The organism is Burkholderia contaminans (assembly GCF_029633825.1).
GTDB classification, from domain to species: domain Bacteria; phylum Pseudomonadota; class Gammaproteobacteria; order Burkholderiales; family Burkholderiaceae; genus Burkholderia; species Burkholderia contaminans.
This window is the reverse complement of sequence record NZ_CP090643.1, coordinates 132,197-153,516: the sequence shown is the minus strand read 5'-3', so window position 1 is coordinate 153,516 and position 21,320 is coordinate 132,197. Positions and strand designations below refer to the sequence as shown.

General features: G+C 59.9%; 31 protein-coding genes and 1 pseudogene. 30 read left to right on the top strand and 2 right to left on the bottom strand.

Features of this window, described 5'->3' with window-relative positions; all coding sequences use genetic code 11:
* Positions 1 to 755 precede the first annotated feature (755 nt).
* From LXE91_RS39830 to LXE91_RS39685, 30 genes are all read left to right on the top strand, one after another.
* Positions 756 to 1,229 (top strand): hypothetical protein, encoded by a 474-nt coding sequence (locus tag LXE91_RS39830; protein WP_076841532.1) that lies wholly within the window; start codon positions 756 to 758, stop codon positions 1,227 to 1,229.
* 214 nt (positions 1,230 to 1,443) lie between these two features.
* Positions 1,444 to 2,067, top strand: coding sequence for a DUF6988 family protein (locus tag LXE91_RS43845; protein ID WP_375141157.1), 624 nt, complete (start codon positions 1,444 to 1,446; stop codon positions 2,065 to 2,067).
* A gap of 19 nt (positions 2,068 to 2,086) precedes the next feature.
* Complete coding sequence (locus LXE91_RS39820; protein WP_046543740.1) at positions 2,087 to 2,437, top strand: hypothetical protein; 351 nt, start codon at positions 2,087 to 2,089, stop codon at positions 2,435 to 2,437.
* 20 nt (positions 2,438 to 2,457) lie between these two features.
* Positions 2,458 to 2,973 (top strand): hypothetical protein, encoded by a 516-nt coding sequence (locus LXE91_RS39815; RefSeq protein WP_046543739.1) that lies wholly within the window; start codon positions 2,458 to 2,460, stop codon positions 2,971 to 2,973.
* A gap of 471 nt (positions 2,974 to 3,444) precedes the next feature.
* On the top strand, positions 3,445 to 3,804 hold the full coding sequence (locus LXE91_RS39810) for a hypothetical protein (RefSeq protein WP_046543737.1): 360 nt from the start codon (positions 3,445 to 3,447) through the stop codon (positions 3,802 to 3,804).
* 17 nt (positions 3,805 to 3,821) lie between these two features.
* Positions 3,822 to 4,169, top strand: coding sequence for a hypothetical protein (locus LXE91_RS39805; RefSeq protein ID WP_046543736.1), 348 nt, complete (start codon positions 3,822 to 3,824; stop codon positions 4,167 to 4,169).
* A gap of 618 nt (positions 4,170 to 4,787) precedes the next feature.
* Entirely contained in the window at positions 4,788 to 5,039 is a 252-nt protein-coding gene (locus tag LXE91_RS39800; protein ID WP_070162828.1) for an AbrB/MazE/SpoVT family DNA-binding domain-containing protein, read from the top strand.
* Complete coding sequence (locus tag LXE91_RS39795) at positions 5,033 to 5,383, top strand: type II toxin-antitoxin system ChpB family toxin (RefSeq protein WP_046543735.1); 351 nt, start codon at positions 5,033 to 5,035, stop codon at positions 5,381 to 5,383. The genes LXE91_RS39800 and LXE91_RS39795 overlap by 7 nt, the downstream gene beginning before the upstream one ends.
* 10 nt (positions 5,384 to 5,393) lie before the next feature.
* The gene (locus LXE91_RS39790; RefSeq protein WP_046543734.1) at positions 5,394 to 5,648 is read left to right on the top strand and encodes a hypothetical protein; all 255 of its coding nucleotides are present in this window, start codon (positions 5,394 to 5,396) and stop codon (positions 5,646 to 5,648) included.
* A gap of 12 nt (positions 5,649 to 5,660) precedes the next feature.
* A complete protein-coding gene (locus LXE91_RS39785) occupies positions 5,661 to 5,900 on the top strand; it encodes a hypothetical protein (RefSeq protein WP_052760115.1) in 240 nt (79 codons plus the stop codon).
* A gap of 138 nt (positions 5,901 to 6,038) precedes the next feature.
* Positions 6,039 to 6,281 carry a hypothetical protein gene (locus LXE91_RS39780; RefSeq protein ID WP_046543733.1) on the top strand — a complete coding sequence of 81 codons (243 nt, stop codon included), beginning with the start codon at positions 6,039 to 6,041 and terminating at the stop codon, positions 6,279 to 6,281.
* A gap of 10 nt (positions 6,282 to 6,291) precedes the next feature.
* The gene (locus LXE91_RS39775; protein ID WP_046543732.1) at positions 6,292 to 6,510 is read left to right on the top strand and encodes a hypothetical protein; all 219 of its coding nucleotides are present in this window, start codon (positions 6,292 to 6,294) and stop codon (positions 6,508 to 6,510) included.
* 228 nt (positions 6,511 to 6,738) lie between these two features.
* Positions 6,739 to 7,029 carry a hypothetical protein gene (locus tag LXE91_RS39770; protein ID WP_046543731.1) on the top strand — a complete coding sequence of 97 codons (291 nt, stop codon included), beginning with the start codon at positions 6,739 to 6,741 and terminating at the stop codon, positions 7,027 to 7,029.
* Positions 7,030 to 7,038: 9 nt separating this feature from the next.
* A complete protein-coding gene (locus LXE91_RS39765; RefSeq protein WP_046543730.1) occupies positions 7,039 to 7,626 on the top strand; it encodes a DUF262 domain-containing protein in 588 nt (195 codons plus the stop codon).
* A 70-nt stretch (positions 7,627 to 7,696) separates the two neighbouring features.
* Positions 7,697 to 7,882 (top strand): hypothetical protein, encoded by a 186-nt coding sequence (locus LXE91_RS39760; protein ID WP_046543993.1) that lies wholly within the window; start codon positions 7,697 to 7,699, stop codon positions 7,880 to 7,882.
* Positions 7,882 to 8,163 (top strand): hypothetical protein, encoded by a 282-nt coding sequence (locus LXE91_RS39755; RefSeq protein ID WP_105815498.1) that lies wholly within the window; start codon positions 7,882 to 7,884, stop codon positions 8,161 to 8,163. Before LXE91_RS39760 ends, LXE91_RS39755 begins: the two co-directional genes overlap by 1 nt.
* A 393-nt stretch (positions 8,164 to 8,556) precedes the next feature.
* Complete coding sequence (locus LXE91_RS39750; RefSeq protein ID WP_046543729.1) at positions 8,557 to 8,781, top strand: hypothetical protein; 225 nt, start codon at positions 8,557 to 8,559, stop codon at positions 8,779 to 8,781.
* A 15-nt stretch (positions 8,782 to 8,796) separates the two neighbouring features.
* Entirely contained in the window at positions 8,797 to 9,369 is a 573-nt protein-coding gene (locus tag LXE91_RS39745; protein WP_077234756.1) for a hypothetical protein, read from the top strand.
* Between the two features lie 234 nt (positions 9,370 to 9,603).
* On the top strand, positions 9,604 to 10,185 hold the full coding sequence (locus LXE91_RS39740) for a hypothetical protein (protein WP_076841530.1): 582 nt from the start codon (positions 9,604 to 9,606) through the stop codon (positions 10,183 to 10,185).
* A gap of 134 nt (positions 10,186 to 10,319) precedes the next feature.
* A complete protein-coding gene (locus LXE91_RS39735) occupies positions 10,320 to 10,556 on the top strand; it encodes a hypothetical protein (RefSeq protein WP_046543992.1) in 237 nt (78 codons plus the stop codon).
* Positions 10,557 to 10,610: 54 nt separating this feature from the next.
* Positions 10,611 to 11,030, top strand: a complete 420-nt coding sequence (locus tag LXE91_RS39730) for a hypothetical protein (protein WP_135370870.1) — start codon at positions 10,611 to 10,613, stop codon at positions 11,028 to 11,030.
* A gap of 306 nt (positions 11,031 to 11,336) precedes the next feature.
* Positions 11,337 to 12,848, top strand: coding sequence for an IS21 family transposase (gene istA, locus LXE91_RS39725; RefSeq protein WP_278068195.1), 1,512 nt, complete (start codon positions 11,337 to 11,339; stop codon positions 12,846 to 12,848).
* A gap of 4 nt (positions 12,849 to 12,852) precedes the next feature.
* A complete protein-coding gene (gene istB, locus LXE91_RS39720; protein WP_278068194.1) occupies positions 12,853 to 13,641 on the top strand; it encodes an IS21-like element ISBmu1 family helper ATPase IstB in 789 nt (262 codons plus the stop codon).
* Positions 13,604 to 13,939, top strand: coding sequence for a hypothetical protein (locus LXE91_RS39715; RefSeq protein ID WP_076841528.1), 336 nt, complete (start codon positions 13,604 to 13,606; stop codon positions 13,937 to 13,939). Before istB (LXE91_RS39720) ends, LXE91_RS39715 begins: the two co-directional genes overlap by 38 nt.
* Before the next feature lie 723 nt (positions 13,940 to 14,662).
* Positions 14,663 to 15,082, top strand: a complete 420-nt coding sequence (locus LXE91_RS39710; RefSeq protein WP_171986522.1) for a hypothetical protein — start codon at positions 14,663 to 14,665, stop codon at positions 15,080 to 15,082.
* Positions 15,083 to 15,177: 95 nt separating this feature from the next.
* Positions 15,178 to 15,390 carry a hypothetical protein gene (locus LXE91_RS39705; protein WP_046543726.1) on the top strand — a complete coding sequence of 71 codons (213 nt, stop codon included), beginning with the start codon at positions 15,178 to 15,180 and terminating at the stop codon, positions 15,388 to 15,390.
* 15 nt (positions 15,391 to 15,405) lie between these two features.
* Positions 15,406 to 16,185 (top strand): CBS domain-containing protein, encoded by a 780-nt coding sequence (locus tag LXE91_RS39700; RefSeq protein WP_046543725.1) that lies wholly within the window; start codon positions 15,406 to 15,408, stop codon positions 16,183 to 16,185.
* Between the two features lie 734 nt (positions 16,186 to 16,919).
* A complete protein-coding gene (locus tag LXE91_RS39695; RefSeq protein ID WP_046543724.1) occupies positions 16,920 to 17,285 on the top strand; it encodes a hypothetical protein in 366 nt (121 codons plus the stop codon).
* Positions 17,286 to 17,697: 412 nt separating this feature from the next.
* Entirely contained in the window at positions 17,698 to 18,423 is a 726-nt protein-coding gene (locus LXE91_RS39690) for a hypothetical protein (protein ID WP_046543723.1), read from the top strand.
* Between the two features lie 143 nt (positions 18,424 to 18,566).
* Positions 18,567 to 18,854: a hypothetical protein gene (locus tag LXE91_RS39685; protein ID WP_046543722.1), complete on the top strand. Its 288-nt coding sequence runs from the start codon at positions 18,567 to 18,569 to the stop codon at positions 18,852 to 18,854.
* 62 nt (positions 18,855 to 18,916) lie between these two features.
* Here LXE91_RS39685 and istB (LXE91_RS39680) read toward each other — a convergent pair whose 3' ends face one another.
* Both istB (LXE91_RS39680) and istA (LXE91_RS39675) read right to left on the bottom strand, forming a co-directional pair.
* Entirely contained in the window at positions 18,917 to 19,666 is a 750-nt protein-coding gene (gene istB / locus LXE91_RS39680) for an IS21-like element helper ATPase IstB (protein ID WP_046543512.1), read from the bottom strand.
* Positions 19,667 to 19,681: 15 nt separating this feature from the next.
* Positions 19,682 to 21,232 (bottom strand): annotated as a pseudogene (istA, locus tag LXE91_RS39675) (IS21 family transposase).
* Between the last annotated feature and the right edge of the window lie 88 nt (positions 21,233 to 21,320).

Genomic DNA, 21,320 nt, shown 5'->3' with positions numbered 1-21,320 from the left:
CAGCGAGCGTGCTTGCGAGCGAGTTGCAAGCCGTAGGTGTTACCTTTGCGGCGTTGGTCGAATCGAGCGCAGGGGGAAGCTCGCCGCTGCAGTTGCGGATGGGCGCGACATTGGACCGGTCTTGAGGAGTTCAATGAGTTCTATGCTGGGCAAACTGCGTACTCGTAACCCCGAGAACAGGAGAGGATCATGGGATTTCGTTGTCCCGCATGCAGCGCCGGTTTTGGCAATGCACGCGACACCTTCAAAGAGCACTTGAAGGCCTGTGAGTCGGGTCGGGCATTGGTGTCCGCGGTACTCAACGTATCGGAAGACGGAGCAGCTCGGATCGCGCTGGGCGTCGAGACGTACGATACAACCCGAGATGGACATCTCGGCTAGGAGAGTCCCATGAAGCGGACTGTTGGATGTCGGGTTGGTGCTTTGCGGCGCCACTTCAACTGCGCGGTCAATCGCGTAGCACCCGCTGCTGCGTTGCTCTCATTCACGAAAAGTTAGGACCATGGCCGAGAATTGGCGCGAGTTTGACGAAGGTGAGGAGTGGTTTGCCGGACGAGCGCTCTGGGTATGGGCACCCTCGTGGACAGAGGCTCGGCTGCTCAATGCAGATCGCGGTGACGACTTCGAGTGGTTTTACGCGAGTGGCCCGAAGCTAGAAGAAGCAAGCTGGGAGTTTCCTACACACTGCTGCGACCCCACGCCACCGGCGCCACCAACAGTCTGAAAGCTGAAAGAGAGGAGAGAGCGGATAGATCATGCGCAAGGGTACTTTACTCACCGCGGAAGTCGTGGCAAACCTTGTTGCTGACTGCCTTGGGGCAGTCAAGGTGCTCTGCATCGTCGGGAGATGTGGCACTGGCAAGACAATGTCGTTGAAGCGTTGGTCGGACGCAGTTTGCGAGGCTGGTACTGTGAGGGTAGCGTACGTTGACAATCACACCCTCCTTGCGGCAAACACGGTGGGGGTCGCGTTCGATGGAAAATTGAAGAGTGCGGCGCCAGGACATTATCCTATGTTCGATCTCGCTGGCGCCGACGTTGTGATCGTCGATGAGCCCCTTCAGAATCGCGAGTTAGTGGCGCGGCTCTTCGCCCATACTGACGTGAATAAAGGCCCGTTCATGCATCGGCTTCTAGTGCTCCCAGTCCAGGAGGAGGGGGCTCTTGATATCCTTGAAATCCCACGCTCCTCGTTGCGTATGTACTTCGTTGAAGGTGTACGTCTCTGATATAGGGCGGATGACGCGCGAGACTGACGCTCAGGCGCCGGCGGCTTAAAAGGTCGTTGATTTAGGGCGCGTCCGTGAACCCGACGTATGGACGCTCGATCTGCCCAACGCCTTGTCTGCGCTGTATCGATGGACGTCATTGGAGCATTCGGCGGATGTTCCACTCGAGCGACGTGGCCTGCCTCCTGCTCGGTCGCACGAGTGAAGGAAAACGATGCGAGAAATGATGCTAACTATGGCCGTCCAACGGTCTCAGCGTTGGATGGATGCATGCGCGAATCTTGTCGATGGCGTCGCATTCCAGACGACGTTGCGCGCACGTGTGGTCGTCGCGCTTCACCATCTCTGCATTGAACACCACCTCGCGGGGCACGTGTTGGTCGAAAACGACGTGCGAGGGTCGGCTTTCGCTTTGTACCGACCGCAATTCGAAGCGTACGTCCGCGCTAACTGGTATCTCGAGTGTGCAAGCGAGGGAGACCTTGAGAAATTTGTTGAGGGCGAGGAGCCGCCGAGGATGCCCCAGCTTACGGCTGATCTCGCGGTAGCGCTTGGACAAGCGGGTGAAATTATAGGCAGTGTCAAGGCTCAAGCATGGCGATCGATGTGCGCTTTCACCCACGGGGGTGCAGTACAAGTAAAGGCGCGTGCGATCAAGGATGAGATTCGACAAAGCTTCACGGACGAGCACACGAGCAAACTGATCGACTCGATGGCGATGCTTTCGTATCTAGGCGCACTGGGGATCGCAAAGGTTGCTGACGACGGTGAGCTGGCGCAACGACTTTACGAGCGACACCAGGTGATTTATTCGGTGCTGTACGGTAGCCGGAGTTGACTGGAAAACGGAGTGGGGTATGGGACGACTCTACGCAGACGGCAAATCAAAGGCGTTGGTGACCGTAGTCGCCGAAACGTGGGCGGCGGACGAGACAGTTCGGGACTGGCTAGAAGTTGATTGGCTGGTCAACGAACACTGCGACACGCTGGTAATTGAAGGGCATGTCGACCTTTCAGCGGCGGCGGAGGCGATGCGGCGCGAAAGCAGCGGCGTTGTCTTTCCGACACCGCGCCACGCGTGGATGAGGTACATGAAGGCGCCAGACGGCGAGCTTGACGATGGCGCAGGTCGTTTCGGCTGGCGCGGGGAGTGCCGACGAGTTGACCGAGGCGCTGAGGCGGTGACTATATCCGTTCGGAACACCTGAGAAGATCAAGGAAAAATTGGATGAGCAACGATCAGAATCTGGTGTTCAGGGTCGCAGGGCAAGGACCGACGTGGAACGTACTCAACGGCGAAGGTGACATCGGTCATTCAGTGATCCTGGGCAGCACGAGGAGGGGCAAAAGCGCCCTGCTGCAAGCCGAAGCGTACCGGCTCGGTATCTCCTACGAGGAACTGGAGCGCCGTCTTGAACCGACCGCCGAACAGACGGAGATCGCACGAATGAAACAGGAAGAGAAGGATCGTCGCGAGGCTGCGCGGTTGGACGCCGTTCGGAAAGCCTATTGGGACAACACTGACAAATCGGATCCGGACTTGTCGCCGTTGATCAGCGCGCTGGATGGGCTCGTAGCTCATCCGACCGTGGAGCAGCAGCGCATCCTTTTCATGATGTTGCCCGCCGATGTCTTCGGGCAGGGTGTCTCGTGGGGATTCTCCGATACAGAGGTGCGCGGCCGAATCTACGAGTTCGTGACCGAGAACCGCGACGCTGTAGCGGCGGCGGTGTCGGCTCGCTAAGGCCGAAGTATTTATGGCCCATCGATATCAAGTGTTCACGCATCGCGGAGCGGAAAAGCCGAATATTTCCGCGCCGTGGTACTGGGCTGCGTCCCTGTATTCGACGTTCTTCTGTAGCAACGGTGATTACTGTTGCATCGTGGACGCCAAGCGCAACGCGCCGGTGATGGAATGGGGCCGTGCAGTGAACTTCGATACGCGGTCAGAAACGTAGGAAGGTTCGGTCGAGGACTATCTGCGGCCCATAGTTTAGATGGCCGAGTAACGAAAACGCTGGCCGGTGCCGGCGCCGAGGAAGATGCCACTGGGCGCAGCCGGCCTCTGTTCGTTCGAAGGGGGCCGCACGGAAGGCCGCTTCGTGCGCTGGATCGTCGGCGAGTAGCTGGGGAAGATAAGCCGCAGGCACGAGCCGCGGCCAACGGTACGCCGCAAGGTCGATCGGAACTGGCCTTGGAACTGAAAGGAAGAGCAATGGACAGCCCCAACCTCGTTATCGAGCCGACAACGGAGCGGAGTCAGCAACCCTATTGGCCGGGTACTTGGGTAACGATTGTCGAGTTGGAGTTCCAGCACATCATCATTGATTCGAACGCCGTAGGCGACGTATCACGGCTAGGGCCGAGCCCCGACCAACTGCACGAGGGGCTGAACACATCAGTGACGGTCGTCACTAGCAACGGGTTCCTTCTGTGGATGCCGGAGGGCTCCGTCGTACATGGGGATTGGTCCACCGATCAGCAGGTATTCACTCGGCGCGACGGCAAGGGGAATTTGGCATTGTCTGATGTGCGCGCCTGGTCCGCTTTGCCGCAGCCTATAGCCGATGCTTAGCAAGGGAAACCCGCTCCATGACGGAAGAACAGCAGGGTTGCGACGAATTCGTTTCGTTTTCCTCAGATGCGTATAACGCGGGATTTTGTCTCAAGCTGTACATTGACGGCGGCATTCGCTCGAGCGCAGCCCTAGTGTCGCTGAATAAGGCGCTCGACAGGCCGTTCGGCCAGGTTCCGCTAGCCGTCCGAGCTTTAACCTTCGCCTTGCATCAGGACGGGTACCCCGTGGAATGGAGCGTCCGGGGCAATTCGTGGCTTCCGGTCAGCGAGCCTAAGTTCGAGGCCATGGCGCAATATCGCGTGTTGCCCAAACCTGGTATGCCCGAGGCACCTGTAACCGAACTGGATGCGGACGGCTTCTAAGAAGCCGTGGTCCGTTTGCTACTCACCGGCAGTCAATCGTGTTCGAAACGCTCTAGCTTATGCCATCGTCCGATGCAGCAGACTGGTGGCGGCAGAGTTCATCAGGGACGCCTCCTGGATTGATCTTGCGAGCTCCCGGGAGGACGGCGCGCGGTCGAGCCGATGCCGGCAGGCGGACGCGCCCAGTTTTGGTCCACATTCAACTGCAGTCTTCCCATCTGATCGCGTCTCCTCGTATCCACGACACGTTTAATTTGATCTTCTACCTTCGATAGCGACGGGGGAGACAAGCAAATCCAGTCGCGCGATGAGGAATCCATACTCCACACATCTGATGTAACGGCGAGTCGTTTGGTAACTGGACCTGCACGCCGACTCTTGCCTTGATCCAGTGTGTCTACCGAAAGCCACTCTTCGTTTGCGAGTTGCGTGCCAGGAAGGGTGCATTCGCCGTTCAGTTGGCCAAATATTGACCTCCCTGCTTCCGGTTCGAGCAACTGGCAGGCTTGGAGCACCGAGCCCGAATTTCTTGTGGCGACGAATCTACATTGTAGATGCATTGGCGTTGACAAGTCGGATGGGTGGTATCTATAATGTAGACACATTTGGAGCGACGTCATGGAACTCAAGATTAGGAAATGGGGTAACAGTGCGGCGGTCCGGTTACCCGCGGTGTTGCTCGAGCAAATGAATGCAAGCGTGGGCGGTTCTCTCATTGCGGACCTCCGATCCGACGGTGTCCTGTTGACCCTTGCTCGCCCGAAATATTCACTTGAAGAATTGGTTGCTCAGTGCGACGCAAAGGCACCCTTTCCGGAAGATCTTGCGGTGTGGAGCGAGGTGAAGCCGATGGGGCGTGAAGCATGCTGAAGCGAGGTAAGTTTGATCGCGCCGACATCGTGCGGGTGAACCTGACTGCGCCGAGTACTGGCGAGCAAGAAGAGGACTACCGCTTTGCTCTCGTGCTGTCGCCCGCGCCGCTAAATTCGTTGGGCCTGGCGCTAGTGGCGCCGATAAGCCAGGGCGACGAGTACGCTCGTTATGCCGGGTTCGCCGTGCAGGTTTCGGATCCGGACAGGGCGGTCTGCGGTGTCGCGCTGGTGAACTTGGTACGGATGCTCGATCTGGATGCGCGCGGCGCCCGAAAAGTCGGACAGGCCGCTTCGGAACAAGTCGCAGATGCGCTAGCGCGCCTGCAAACAATCATTGCGTAGAAAGGGCTCTATGGAAATCCAGGTCAATCTCTTCGATCCGCCGTCCGGGAAGGTCCGTGGTGTCGTGACGGCATTGGTTTCGATCAAGAGCAAGAACGTGCGAGTGGCACATGCGACGCTGTTGACAGACGCTCAGGCCGATATCCAAGTTTCGGTGCCTAAGCGCCTTAATCTCGCCCAAACCGAAGCGGTGACTGCAGTGCTTGCCGAATTTGCTGCGCGGGTTCGCTCTCTCGAGCCGGTCGATGGCCCTGCGCACGTCTAGGCGGGGGCGTCGATGACGACGAACGAACTCAGCGACTACGATCAGAAGATTCTGGTTGTGCTTGATACCGTTGGCGGCTATACGACGTCGGACGTTGGGGATCGCGTGTGGCCGGAGTTCGGCGTAAACCGGCGAACTGCTTCTGCAGCGGTTCGCTCGCGGCTGCTGGATCTTGAGGCTAAGGGTTTCGTTAAGCGCCTCGACGACGAGAAGCCCGTGTGCTGGGTGAAAGTAGAACAACATCAGCAATGAGCACGGTGTCGACATGGTGTGGTCATGAGGTGAGCCGCACGCCGTGCCGCCCCAGGAAAAAATGGTGAGCCGATCGGGTAGCACTCGTAGTGCAGTTGAATTCCTGATCCCCGGTTGAACCAAAACCGAGTAACGAATATGACAACCGATACGCAAAAAATCCTCGACCGCCAAGTGTACGAGTGGACGAAGGAACTGAAGGACCTAGCGAGCAAAATCGCTGCTGCGAAGGGAATGCCCGCAGCCATTGTGTTGATCACGCCGAAGGATGAGGGCTACTCGGACGTCGTTCCCGAGCTGATCGCCGAAGACGCGTTGCGAGTTCATACGTACGGCTGGACGCAGGGCTTCGAGTTCGAAATCCTCAACCAGACCGACTAGGAGCGATTCGATGGAAGAGAAGCTTTGGACTGTAGCACGCTTCCCCAGCGGTGACTGGACGTACGGCGGCAAGAAGACGGATCCGGCCTATAGCGAGTGCGAGATCTATCAAATTTCGGCGGTAACGCCGAAGGACGCGGTCAAGAAAGCACAGGCGCAGAGAAGAAAGGACGTCAAGCGCGCGAAGGCGAACGAGGCGGAGAGCACTGAGAATGCTCAGTCAAGTTAAGGCGGTGGTTGACCGAGAGCGCCCGGGGCGATTGGCCGAGGACACTGCACGTGCAATTGTCCGGAATCGCTTTCCGGCCGCCGAGTCGTCCTACACCGGTGACGGTGCGGTTGTCTTCGATGCGGTAACCGGCCGCCCGTTGGGTTCCGCTGTCGCCGGCGACTGGGCAGTTGAGTTTGCATGGCTGAACGCGGCTGAGTCGATAGCAGGTGCATAGGAGGGCAAGTTGTGACCCTGACACTGAGCAAGGTTGCCGGCAGCGAAAGGTCGGCACACCAACTTGTTAAAGCCGGCGATACCACGATCGGCGAGATTTGGCGGGAGCAGGTCAACGTCGTAGTGAGCAAGCTCACCGAGCCGCGCCGGATGGGAACGAAGTGGCGGTGGTTTGCGAAGCTCACGGGAAGTGCCGAAACGCTCGGGCGTGGAACCCGCGCCGCCTATCTGCTCGGCCCGGGCTATAAGTCGAAGAACGAGGCTTTGTCGGCCCTTGACAATAGGGCTGGAAACTCGAAATAGGAAGGGAAAGTGGCAAGAACCAACGACGAGCTGAAAGCTCTCATTCGTCCGCTCACCCAAGCGCGTTATGAAGTGGACACGCACTGGGGAATGCTCGACAAGACTCTCGAAGATATGGGTCAGGACTACGGTCTCGATCTGTCTCCGGACTTTCAGCGAGGGCACGTTTGGACGGGGGAGCAGCAACGACACTACATCGAGAACGTCATGCGCGGCGCGGTCCCGACGAGTGGTCTGACGATCCAATTCAACTGCCCGACCTTTGAATCGCTGTTGGTGAAATCCGATGGGGATCTTCCCGCCGGTTTCCAGGTGATGGATGGTCTGCAACGTCTGACGGCTGTCAGGGAGTTCTTGGCCGGCAACGTTCGCCCTTTCGGGCTAACACTCGCTGACCTCGAGGGGACATCGTTCACGCCGCGGGGAATGACGTATCGGCTTCGGTTTGCGACCTTCTGTTTCCAGTACAAACTCGACGTCCTGGATCACTACTTGGCATTGAATCTGGGCGGGACACCCCATAGCGCCGAGGAAATCGAGCGTGTAGTAGCGATGCGAGACGAGCTCATTCGCACTGGTGCGCCGAGTTCGCGCTAAACAGAGAGCCACCGACTATGGACGGGACGTCGCCGGCAATCTTGTCGGCGGATGAATGTGGAGGTTTGGGATGATCTTCGACACGATGAAGCGAGAGCTGCGTGAGCTGTATGACCATGTGAAAGAAACGACCGCATGGGAGACGACAATCGCGTGCGGGAAGGTGAAGCTGGAAGACGTACCAGTTGCTGCCCGTCAGGAGCATCATCGACGTCTCGAACGCATGATCGAGCTTCAGGCGAAGTACGGCTTGTGATGAATCAGGATCAACAAGAGATGACAAGTCTCCATTGCATCGAGGTGTCTGCGGAGGGCGATCGGGTGTGGGTCAACGGGCACGACGGTTCATGCATCGGCCGATTCAGCAAGCGGTTCGGAATCGATGTGCATCGTACTGTTGCCGAGCAGATCGAGGGCGCGGATCAATGTCTGTATTGCACGCATGAGCCCGCCGGTATCGCAGAGTGGGAAGACTTTCGCGAAGCAATGCGTCGCCATCATGGAATTGATGTGCCGGCGAATTCAATTGCCTTTTGAGGCAGGGGAAAGGGGCGATGGGGTTTTGCCTCGATGTTTCGGCGAGAGCGAGAGTGGAGCGCTTTCGGCGGAGCCGTGGACGGTGCGCAGTCCGGTCGCTTAACAACTGAAGCATTCCTTGGAGGTCTGGGCCAACGCTACAACGGTTTCGGCATGGGCCGGGGATCCGAGTGATGCTCGGCATTGCAACCGTGCCTCGACTGGGGGCGACAAGTCTGCGTAGTTCGGGTGCCGTCAAAGGTTTCGGAGCCAGTGAGAGTAACTGGATCATCGACATCTTGTTTCAACCGCGCCCGTAGTAGCGCACCGACGCATACTTTGCCACATGGTCGCTGTGCGCCGGCGAAAAGCGCTAGATTGTGGATACCCGCAACCTGAGATTACGAAAGAGACATGAGTGAAATCCTGACTGACGAAGAACGTGCGGCAATTCGAGCGGTTGCTGCGAAGGACAAGACGCAGCTTGACGCGGCGCGGGCCGCGTTCGATCGCGCAGCGTCAGTCCACGGAGCAGACGCCTGCGTGGAGCTGCAATTCATGGCTGAAGTGCTTGCTCCAGTGCCCGATCTGGTATTGCGATCGCGGTATCGGGAGGCCGTTTTGAAACAACAGGGCTGATCAAGGAGCCTTGCGATGATTCACTGGACCGACGCTCCAAACGGCTCTGCCGGACACATCGGCGAAGCCCTGATTGTGCAGATCCGGCGGCTTGCGATTGGTGGCTGGTCTGCAGGTTGGCGCAATGGGATGAAATGGGACGTATCCGATCAGACGACGCAGATTGCCGAGCAGTCGTCGCGGCACTTTAGGTCCCTCGCCGCCGCGAAAGGTGCGGTCAGAGATCATTTGTTGGCCAGTGGTGTCATCGTAGCGGAGGAACGCGCTACGCCGCCCGTGCTAGGGCGTTGGCGGGAGGTGAACGTTCTTCTCCAGGAGGCCGCGAAGGTGACTTGGACAGCTCCCGGCAGGACTGGAATCCGTACGTGGATCGGCTGCGTTTCGGGGCATCCTGTGGCAACGATCAAGCGACAGCCTGGCCACGTTGGTTCAGCATGTACCGCATGGATAGACGGATGGGTCTGGATCGTTCCGGAGGTGGGCAATCCGTCGCGTCTGATCGACAGCGTTGCCCGTGGTTTCGAATCGGTGCCCGCGGCAAAGAAGGCTATCAACGGTGCTATTAAGGCACATCCGCTCAAACGGTAGGGTGCTTCGTGCGGAGCAACTGTTCACATCCGGCCGATCGGCGCCCGTGGCCATCGGTCGCTTGCCGAGCTCTAGCACCGCCTGACCGCAGGGTGTCGCTGTACGGGCGGGTGTACGGCCTGAGGGAGTGGTGCCAGCCGGCGACCAGGCGGCTTGTTGCCTTGAGCGGGGTTCCATTTTTGTTCGCGGCTCAGCGGTAGGCGAAGAGTGCGAACTGGTGCGAGGTTAGAAAACATGTACCAGATTGACCGTGCCGATACTCGAGATCGTGTCGTCGAATTCCTGAACACCATCGGGATCCCGACACGGTACGTTGCGGGCGCACGCGGATTCATCGAGGGGTGCCGCATCGATCGCGGGACACTAGCCGTCGATCCGGCTTGCCGTGTCTCAGGGTTACTTCATGAGGCTGGGCATCTTTCCATCACACCGCCGATATTCCGGCCGCTGATGGACGGAAACATCACATCTGGGCAAAGAGAAATGTTGCGAGTTTTGGGAGAAATCAACCTGCATCCTGATGACTCGTTGTATCGCGCGGTGATCCAATGCTCGGACCCTGAGGCAACAGCTTGGGCATGGGCAGCAGGGCGCCATCTCGGCTTGCCTGGGGAGGAGATCATCCGCGCCGATGAATACGACGGTGAAGGGGAATCGATCCGTGTCTCGCTCCAGGTAGGTGCATATATTGGTATCCACGGACTCGCCCATGCTGGGTTTTGCTCCGTTCGGTCACGGCCTGGCGTTGTCGCATGGCCGAGCTTGAAATTCTGGACGCAGTGTGCCGAGATGCCGGACTTCAACGTATCGCTGTAGATCGGCAGTTGCAACGGTCCCTGCAGCCGATTGCTTCAGGCCTTTGTGGAGCGAATGGGCGGGACTACACTAACGGCGGTCCCTTGTTTTTGCGAATGGGCCGCGCTGAGCAGATAGAGCTAAGGGAAAGCGGGATGAGTCTCACAGCAACGCAACAAGAGCAAGTGAAGAAGGCCTTTCCGGAGTGTCACGAGGAAATGGCAAGGTACCTCGCGGACGGGGCGAAGGTAGTCATCGGGCGGCAGACCGACGTCTCGGAAGTCCCGCCGTTCGCGATCACCGTCTCCGGCACCGACTTCTGGATCGACTGCTGTAACACCGAGGCCGAGGCAGTGCATTTGTGTGAGTCTTTGGGGCTTACGGTGGTGTAGCGCCAGGCGAGCCAACGTAGGTGCCGCGGCGACGTGTAACGCGGCGCCGACAGGGTGCGCGCCGTACTGAAACAGGAAAATCGCTGGGGACCACCGGTGCAACTCAAACGAAAGAAACCGAACTTCATCCCGCTAGCGCTGCTTGCCGGTGCTGCGCTGTGCATCTATGGCTTTGCGCAGTACATGAACTATCGAGAGGGCCAGCCCGTCGAACGCGCCGAGCCTACCAAGTACTGGAACTGCATTCTCGAGAAGCTTCCTGGTACTCAGAGCGATGTTATCGCGTACCAGTCGGTCAACATGTGTTTCTCTCAGTTTGGAGGGGGTCAGGACGTTGGACCTCGAGACAAGGTTGGCGGCCTGTTCTCTGTCCCACGTGCCGGAGAGTGCATCGAACGGTTCGGAAAGCAGACGGGAAGCTACGTGGCAGCGCAACTGATCGTTGCGGCATGCAACCAGCTGTACGTTCAATAGAAAGTACGTTAGTGAGGAATACATGCATCAAACCGTTCAACTTCCAACGCTTCGGTCGACGGTGGCCTCGCTGGTCAGCTGCCTCGGTGTCACGGGGCGGCGCTATGGAGCCAATGCGGGGTCGGCATAAGGGCGCCACTTGAGGGGCGGCACATAGGCGCCAGTCCAAGGGCGGCGTAATGGCGCCACGTTAGGGGCGGCGCATAGGCGCCAGCAGCATCAGGGCGAGAACGCGGTTCGAACTTTCCGAGTCGGTACGCTCCGTTCTTTTTGAACGGAGCGTCCATGGCCAACAGGAGGTTCGAATTGTTTGAATACCGCCAAGTCCTTGTCCGCATGCGGCAAGGCGATTCTGACCGCGACATCGCGCGCGGCGGTTTGATGGGGCGCAAGAAGCTGACGACCGTGCGCCGCGAGGCTGAAGCGCGTAGTTGGCTGGATCCGGTGCAGCCGCTGCCGGACGACGCTACGATCGCGGGTGTCTTCGGGCGCACGCCGCACCTGCCGCACACCTGTGTGTCGACGGTTGAGCCATATCGCGAACAGGTCCGCGAATGGCTTGCCGCCGGCGTTCAGGGCACCACGATCCATGCCGCCCTTCAACGCAATCATGGCTACGCCGGCAGCTATTGTGCCGTGAAGCGCATGCTGCGCCATCTGGCTGCCGAGCGCAGCGTGGCCACCACAACGATCCTCGACTTCGCACCGGCCGACGCCGCGCAGGTCGACTTCGGCGCGGGACCCGTGCTGACGGTCGAGGGCATTGCGGTCCGGACGTGGATCTTCGTGATGACGTTGTGCTGGTCGCGCCACCAGTATGCCGAGATCGTGCTGGACCAGACCGTCGAGACGTGGCTCGCCAGCCACCGGCGCGCCTTCGAATGGTTCGGCGGCTGTCCCGACCGGGTCATCATCGATAACGCGAAGTGCGCGATCATCCGGGCGTGTCGATACGAGCCGGCGGTGCAACGCTCGTACGCCGCGCTTGCCGAGGGATATGGATTCCGGATCGACGCCTGTCCGCCGCACGATCCCCAGAAGAAGGGCGTCGTCGAATCGGGCGTCAAATACGTCAAGAAGTCCTTCGTGCCGCTGCGCGAGTTCCGGGATCTGGCCGACGCCAACCGGCAACTGCGCGAATGGGTGATGCAGCAGGCCGGCACTCGTATCCACGGCACCGTCCACGAACGGCCGCTGACGCGCTTCGGCGTCGAGCGCCCGTTGCTCGCTGCATTGCCGGACGTGCCGCCGGTACTGTCGGTCTGGAAGGAGGTGGCGGTCCATCGCGACGGCCACGTCGTCTACAAGCACGCGCTGTACTCTGCACCGTTCACGCTCGTCGGCAAGTCGCTCTGGCTGAAGGCGACCGATACGGTCATCCAGCTGTTCCATCGGCATGAACTCGTCGCAACCCATCCGCGGCAGCGGGCCGGCGGTCGCCACACGGTGCGAGATCACCAGCCGCCCGAAGCGCAGGCCTGGCTCGAGCACGATCCGCAGTGGTGTCTGGCGCGCGCGAAGGAGATCGGGCCGTCGTGCCACGGCGTGATCCTCGCGCTGTTCAACGACAAGGTGCTCGTCAACCTGCGCGGCGCGCAGGGGATCATCCGGCTGCGACAGAAAGTCGGCGATCAGAGGCTGGAAGCAGCCTGCGAGCGTGCGCTCGCGTTCAGCAGCGCGAAGTACAGCACCATCAAGGGCATCCTCGACAAAGGCACGGACAGCGAACCGGTGCCGCGTCCCGCGTCGGCCCCGACTGGCGCTTACCAGAACGGCGGCCGCTTCGGCCGTGATCTCCAATCCCTGCTGATCCACTGACACCATGAACCCGAGTCCCGGATTGAATTCCATCCTCAAACAGCTGCGCCTGTCCGGCATCCTCGACTCGCTTGAGCAGCGCAACCGTCAGGCGATCGACGGGCAGCTCGCCTATACCGAGTTCCTTGCCATGCTGCTGCACGACGAGGTTGCCCGTCGCGAACACAAGAAGCTCGGCACCCGTCTGCTGCGCGCCGGCTTCGCGATGGGCAAGACGCTCGAGACGTTCGACTTCGACCGGCTGCCTACGTTGAACCGCTCACACGTTCATGATCTCGCGACAGGCCGGTATCTCGACGAGAAGGTCGCGATCCTGATCGCCGGTCCAACCGGCACCGGCAAAAGCCACTTGGCCCAGGCGCTGGGCCACTGCGCCGCCCGCCAAGGCCGCGATGTGCTGTTCATCTCGCAGACCGAGCTGCTCAAGCGATTGAACGCCGCGCGCGCCACCGGCGCCTATGACCGCAAGTTCCAGCAGTACGCCCGGGTGCCGCTGCTGATCGTCGATGACTTCGCGCTCAAACCGCTACGTACCCCGCAGGACGAGGACTTCCACGATCTCGTCGCGGCCCGCTACGAGCACGCGGCGACCATCCTGACGTCGAATCTCGACTTCGGTGAATGGGGCGCCGCGTTCCCCGACAACCGCATCCTCGGCACCGCCACACTCGACCGACTACGCCACGGCGCCTACCGGCTCGTCCTCGAGGGCGACAGTTACCGCACCCCGAAACCGATGCCAGATCCCCCTCAAAATGCAGTTGCCAAAAACGGCAAAAAACCGCAACCTTGAAACCGTTCGAATCCGCGTTTTACCCCCGGTTCTGCTGGCGCCATTACGCCGCCCATCCCCGGCTCCTTTACGCCGCCCCGCGACACTCGGGATTTGGCTCGTCTTTAACCTGATCTGCGTCGTTGCGGGTCTCCATCCGTCGAGAAGTTTCCACGCGCTCGTTGTCGCGCAGTTGACGGTCGCTTTTGTTGCGAATGCCTATGACGTGCGGATCTTCCAGAGCGTCAGGGCCTTCGCGGCGATTGTTGCCGCAGGGGTCGCAGCAGCCTTGATCGCCGAGTTGATCGTCACGCTGTAAGTCGGGCTCTGTTGAGAGTATGGGGAAGACTATGCATCCGGCACCCGCCTTGGTCGGGCTATTGATTGAAGCGTATGGGCCATGCAAGGGATTTGCAGACTCCTGTAGGACAGCGACTTGGAATCCTGCAGCTGGGCATGCTCCAAGGGGATTCTGTGGTGCAACTGGAGAGCTTGGCGAGGTGCGGCTTGTGCTCGTTTGCGCGGAACCAGGCGACCCGCATCCGTCGGAGTGTCACGAAACGGGCGATTCGGCGGCGGAGCGGTTCAACTCGGTAAACAGCTATGCGTGGTCATGTTTTTCGGCAGGTAAGGACCAGTTCCACCGGAACGTCCGCAGTCTTCTGAACCTCTGCTGGCCCGGCCTTACGTTTGATGAGCAAATGCGAAAGACGTGGATTACCGACTCAGTGCTGTGTTCTGCCGCGCGTGAGTGTGGCCCGGTCCCGCGGGAGATGGAGAAGGGATGTGCAACTAGGTTTTTGATCCCGCAGCTTAGCCAGTTTCCGCGCGCAACCATCGTTGCACTTGGGCGGAAAGCAGAAGGGCGCCTGAGTCGTGCCGGTGTTAGAAATTTCGAATCGGCATACTCGGTCGCACCTCCTGGATGCAACCAGGCTGCGGCACGGCTATCGTGGGAGCGAGTCGCAGAAGTAGTTCGAGCACGGACCGCGCAGGGATAGTCGGCGTAAGGGCAGGCATCGTTTCTACCTTGGACAAAGACGTGAATGAACTTCGAATCGGCAGTCAAGTAGATTGCTACCGTTGGCAGATGGCGCACCTCGAAGAAGGGAGCGTTTATCCAGGGCACCCGTTGGTGCTAGCTACGATCGTAATGTTTGCCTTCGACGACTTTGAATCTGCCGACGAGGCGACGGAGCACGGCTGGTGTCGTGCGTTGGCAGATAGCAGGATTCCAGGTGCCGGCGATCACGTCGGCGCTGCGATGCGCGTGCTCCGGCATGGCCGGGCCGGGTGGGACGCCGACGCTATGGTCGCGGAAGCGCATCGATATTGGGACCGGGGGCAGGCGGGCGGTCACGACAAGAACGTTGCCCAGGGGCGGGCTCAAGCCGAGAAAATCGAGGAGGTGTTTCGAAGGATGGTCGCGACCTGGCTTGACCGTCGGGCCGCTCCTGCGTGACTGGATATGGAATTCGTGCGTGGCCGGGGAGCAACGTGACGTAATTCAGGCGATCAATTTTGGGAATGTGTCGTACGAACCTAAATGGTGAAGCGATGAAGCTGACAACACTCGAGTATCGGCTGACCGTGACCGCGGAAGGCACTCCGCTCGCGATTCTAGACTCCCGGTTGGGTAGCGGTCACGACCTGTCACCGAGCGATCTCCGGGCGATCGCCGCAGCATTGGTGGAGGTCGCCGATGAAGCCGAACACGTGAAGCTGGGCCGCGGCGAGTTATGGAAATCGGGAGTAAAGGAGCTTCGATAAGAGGCGCAGGATAGTATGGTGCACACTTTGACGCTTGACGAGCGAATCTACTTTCGCGATCGCCTTCGGGCTGCCAGATACGCTGCGCTCGCCGATGCAGAGGGTTTTGGCTCAATCTGCTTCGCGGTCGAGGCGCTGGGTGTCCATCTGTCGAACCGAGAAGAGGCCTTGAACAAATACCTCGCCTTGATTCGACCAATCGCTGAGCGATCGATCATTCTTTCGGAGCTGCCCAGGCATTTTCCTGGACTGTTCTCGACCTTCGATGTGCTCTACCGATCGATGCAGGCGGCGCGAAACGACGCAATGCATTCAGGTGTATATGCGAGACACCTCACGGTATCAGCAATTGAACTTTGTATTGGTCTCGAGGAGGCAATCATGCAGGACAACGGGCCCGCTCGCACGAAGGTGTGTGACTTTATGGTCCGCGGCGTGGTTTCAGTGCAACCGTGGCAACCTGTTGCGCACGCGCGCCAGATGATGCTGATGCACTCTTTTACCTACCTTCCCGTTAAGGTGGACGGCGTGTGGATGCTCGTGCCGGAAGTCTCGATGGCGAAGTACTTGCGACGGGGAGGTGACGCTCGAAAGGCGGCGCTGGCGGTCTCAATCGCGGACGCTTGGCATAGAGGTGAGAACAAGCTGGAATTGAAGCCGGCTAAGGTGGTCGATGCAGAAGACGACGTGGATGGATTGCTGGCGGATGCAAATCCCGATGTCGCAAGTCTGTGGCTCGTATCGGACGGACACGATGACCTTACCGGCGTCCTTTCGCCCTTCGAGCTGATGTAAGTTTGCTAAAGCAATGGTTGGCTCACATTCGTACTGCGGTGGATTGTGGACGAGGATAGGCTCAACAGGGGGGCGCAAGGGGGATAGTGAGCAATGAAGCAACCAGGCGTGATTCCAGGGGCCGGCCAGGGGCGGTCGGTGACAGTAGATCACGCGATCGAAGCGATGACGTGCAGCGCGACCGCGACCCGCGCGAGCAAAGATGTGGAGAAGTGGGCCGCCGCCGCGGAGCATCACGCATCAATGTCCGGCCGGGAGGACTTTCGACGGTAGCGCAACGCGCCGCCGCCGCGGTCCGCATTTATCCGCAGCTCGAAAATGCCTGGTGCAAGGGGCATCCCGACGTAGAGGTCAGAGCGTTGCTCGACGATCTCGGCCGACCAGCGTTCCCACCTGCGTGAACGTCATGGGGTCGAGGGACATCTGCGGTCAGATCCCCAACGGGAATGGGAAATATTGCGGTCTGTGCGGTCGCGTCGGACGCTTGTGAAAGTGGATAGCTCTCAGCGTGGGAGGGCCGGGCATCGGGGCCATGGTAAGTGCGGTGCGCTCCGCGGCCGCTGACGAGTCAGGCGTGTGGTATAGTCATTTCCGGCCGTTCGATCGGCAGTCAAATCTAGTGGCGCATGCCGCCAGTCAATTTCTGCATCTGCTCCGTTGGGCATCGTAGTCCAACAGGGCGCCAAACTCCCCCATTTTTTCAACAGCCGATTTCCAGGCACCGGGGAGAATTCATGAAGAGAATTTACGAAGTCTGTATCCGCTGGCACCAGACCGACGGGGAACAAGGCTCGTTCACTGATTCCGTCGAGATACTGTCTCAAGATGAGGCAGTGCGCTTCATCGCGAGGAAGATGGCCACCATGTCCTGCGGTTGCGGCGCAAACGCGACCGAAGAAGAGATTCGCGAGTTCGTCGACGAGGCGGAGGAGCGGGTTGAATATGTGGTTGAACTGAGCGCACGTGCGTCTCGAGATCTGCAGGCGGTTCTCGGGGACGAGTTCGCGGGGCAGCAGCTTGACCCCAAAGCTCTTATTGAACTCATCAAGGAACATCGGGAGCGCGTGACGAAGCCGATCGCCGCGCAGGTGGCTGCGTGAAGCTTGCGTTGCGAGCGTTCGGTGGGTTTGCAACGGAAGTAATTGACGGCAGGCCTGATCGATTCGAGCGCATTGAGATCGAGGGCGTACGGGACGTTGGCGATTGCTGTGAGGTCGACAGCACATCGCCCGAGTACTTCTCCGTCTACCTACGTTACGGGGCGCACAGCGACGACGTAGGGGCGCAATGCGTCGGCGATTTCGAGTCTCACGCGGAAGCCGGGGAGTACGCGATTTCCCTTGCACGTGAGTATGACTGGAAGATCCACGACCGAGCTCAGGTCGCTGGGTAACCTATGAACGCACCTGATTCGCCTTCGACGGCGAGTCAGGTGTCGCTCTGGCTATCAATGATGCCCAGAGCCGTTTGACGCTCCTTCACACAAGCCTGCTACAGGCATCAGGAGCGAACATGCAACCGCAAAATAACGACGACAACCGGACCACCTCGGTACCAATCATCCCACTCAGCTTCTTTCCTTACCCAGTTACTGTCGTGTCGATGACGACCAGCGGCGGGAATCGTCTGGAGGCAACCGGTCTGCTCTTTGAGACCAGCGAGGTCGTCATTCGTTACCCATTCAAGGATTCGTCGGGAGAGACTCTGATGGATCGGTCTGACTTGAAACTGCTCGATATCAAGGCGATCGTCCTGCCGAACGGCGAGGTGATGGAGAGCGACGACTGGACGATGATCGACTCCCCCCCATCCTTCGACCGTCGCCTGATGGCGTCATTCAGTATGTTGGCGGAGGCGCAGTTTTCCTACGGGGAGGGTGAGGGCGAAAACCTCTTCGAGCAAGCCGTTCAGGCTCAGGCGAACACGCAGCGATTGAGCGGTCTGCCGTACGCATATCTCTTGAGCCAAATCGGGGCCGAGCGAGCGGGAATCGATTGGCGTGACGGCTCGAGCGACCACGTGCAGGTGATCCCAAACGAGCGACGCTTTCTGGCGGTCTGGACTGGGGTATTTCGCGACCCTGGCTCTAGGACGGTAGGCGGTAGCTTCTTTACGCTTACCGCCGGGTACGATCACGAGGAACTTGCTAGTATCGACGCCCTTGCTGTCGGACAGACTTGGCAAAGTGACACCTACGGCCTGCATCACACTGTTACACGCGTTGCCGACGCCGATTGAACCGAAATTTGAGTACTCTTGTCGCGCCGCCATCATGGGGGCGCGGCACCAAAATCTGAAGCGGTTCAGCTGGTCACGTAGACCTGCTGAGCGCAAGGCTCACTCCTTTTCCAACAGCCCAACCGGGCAGACAAGGAGTAAAGATGAAGAGTAACTTTGCATACGATGTTTCCCAGTGCCTTCGGCATGCAGTCGAACGGGTGAAGATCGCGAATGCGGAGGGTGATCCGATACTCTCCGCGTGGCTGCCGGATGCGCTGGCATTACTGGAAAGGGCGCCCAAACCTACGCAGGACGGGACGAAAACGGTCTACTGCGTCGCGATCGAAGGTGGCTCTTTCGGCGGCGTGGATTGGTATCACGACGCCGCGAACCGCTCGGATAAGCATCTCGATGCGTATTTCGGGGAAGTTGAACGCCCGTTTCGGTGAAGTCGAACAGGCCAGGAGGGAGGTGCTGCGTTGTGCTTAGATTGTACTGCAGGTGTTCGAGATCAGGCTACTTTTTGATCAGGTGCGTTCTTCTTGCGCATCGAGTCGCCCTTCAATGCAAGCTTGTGAGCCTGATGGACGAGGCGGTCGAGGATTGCGTCGGCGAGAGTCGGGTCTTGCAGCCAGGCGTGCCAGTGTTCAAGGGGCAATTGCGATGTGATGATCGTGGATCGCGTGCCGACGCGATCGTCGAGCACTTCGAGCAAGTCGTTGCGCGCGCCCTGGTCGACGTCCTGCAGTCCCCAGTCGTCGAGCAACAGGACGTCCATCTTGGCGAGCTGCGCGAGCCGACGTGTGAAGCTGCCGTCGCCATGGGCGATCTTCAATTCCTCGAACAGCCGGGCGACGCGCACGTACAGCACGGAGAATCCCTGTCGGCAGGCCTGCTGGCCGAAGGCGCAGGCGACCCATGTTTTTCCGGCGCCAGTCGGCCCTGTCAGGATGAGGTTCTGTGCATTGCGGATCCAGTCACAGCCGGCGAGCGTAGCGACGATACCCTTGTCGAGCCCACGGCTCTGCCGGTACTCGATGTCCTCAACGCAGGCCTGGGGATTCTTGAGCTTCGCAGACTTGAGCAATCGCTCGAGCCGCCGGGTATCGCGCCAGGCGATCTCACGATCCACGACCATGCCGAAGCGTTCCTCGAACGACAGGCTCGTGCTGGCCGTCAGCGCCGCCTGTTCCTCGAACGCGCGAGCCATGCCGTCCAGCTTGAGGGCCTTGAGCTGGGAGAGGGTTTGCTGCATCAACATCGCGACCTCCTTGGGTCAGTGGTAATACTTGGGCCCTCGCACGTTCTCGTGCAGGGGCGACTGCCATTCGGTGGCCCCGCTTTGTGGCAGTGGATGCTTGTCGGCGCCGGTTTGCAGGATGGTGCGCACGGACCGCTGGGTCGGCGCGCCAATCACGAGTGCGCGCTGACACGCCGCTTCCAGCCGCTCCTTGCCGTACTTGCGCGACAGCGACAGCAGACCCAGGCAGGCCCGGTATCCCATTTCCGGGTGCGGACGGTTCGTCAGCAAATGCCTGACGATCGCCTCAGCGCTGACGCCGATCGATGTACCCCAGTGCAGCAGCCGGCTCGGGGTCCATTCCATGTGGGCGCGGTAAGCCGCAGGCATATGCTCGGCCACGGTGGTGTACTTCCCTTGAGCCGACTGCGAGCGTGGGCGGCAACGCGCTTGCCGCCGTGCAGGACTTCTACACCGTAACGCGTCACGCGCGCGTGGACTTCCTGACGCACAAGACTGTGCGGTGCGCTGTAGTAGTGACCGTCTACCTCAATGTGCGCGTCAATGTTGACGCGGCACTTCTGGAAGGTGGCGATTTCGTAGCGACGCGTCGGCAACGGGCGCAGCGCCGGTTTGTCGAGCCGCTCGAACCACTCGCGTCGAGTGCCATCGAGCTTCTTGAACGGCCGCGTATTCAGGTCATTGATCAACCCGGCGATCGCCTTGTTCAGTTCGGCCAGACTGTAGAACCGGTAATTCCGGAGGCGGGCGAGAATCCATCGTTCGACGATCTGTACGCCGACCTCAACTTTCGCCTTATCCTTCGGCTTGCGCGGGCGCGCGGGCAGCATCGCGGTACCGTAATGGTTCACGAAGTCCTGCGTGGTCAGGCCGAGCGTGGGTTCGTAGCGGTCGGCGTTCGAGATCAGTGCCCTCGGGTTGTCGGGCACAAGCAGAGCGGGCACGCCGCCGCAGAACTCCATCGCGTCAATGAGGCCACCGATCCAGTCGGGTGTCGCTTCCGATCGCGTAGCGCACGCATACGTGTAATTCGATGCGCCGAGCACGGCGACGAAGATGTGCGCCTTGAACGCAATGCCGCCGGTGCGATCGAGAATCGGCACCGTTTGCCCGGCGTAGTCGGCGAACAACTTCGCCGGCGTAATGTTGCTGGGGCATCGAGCGCTTCAACGTCTGGGCCCAGTCCTTGTATCGCTGACAGAACTGCGTGTAGCGCAAGGTCTTCTGGCCGGGGTTCGCGCCGACGTACTCCTCCCACAGCAGTTGCAAGGTTACGCCTTTGCGGCGCAACTCCCGATGAATCCAGGCGCAGTCAGGCTCCATGCGCTTGCCTGCGGCCGTCGTCGGAACGGCGCCGTTGACGAGCAACTGCTCCAGCTCTGCCTCGGACAGCGGCTCGATCTTCGCCCAGTCCAGGCCGGCCGAGGCGGCAAGCTGCAAATATTGGGTAATGGTACCGAGCCCGACGCCGAGCGCGCCGCTCACTTGCCGGTGAGACAGATTACAGGTCCATTTCAGGCGAAGCACATCTTTTATTTTGCGCATGGTCGTCCGGTGAGCCGGCATAGTCGGTTTCTCCCAAAAGGAGCAACCTTAACCGCCGGCCGATTGAGCCATCCGCAGTACCGCCAACCGAAACCGCGCCTTTCGTTTC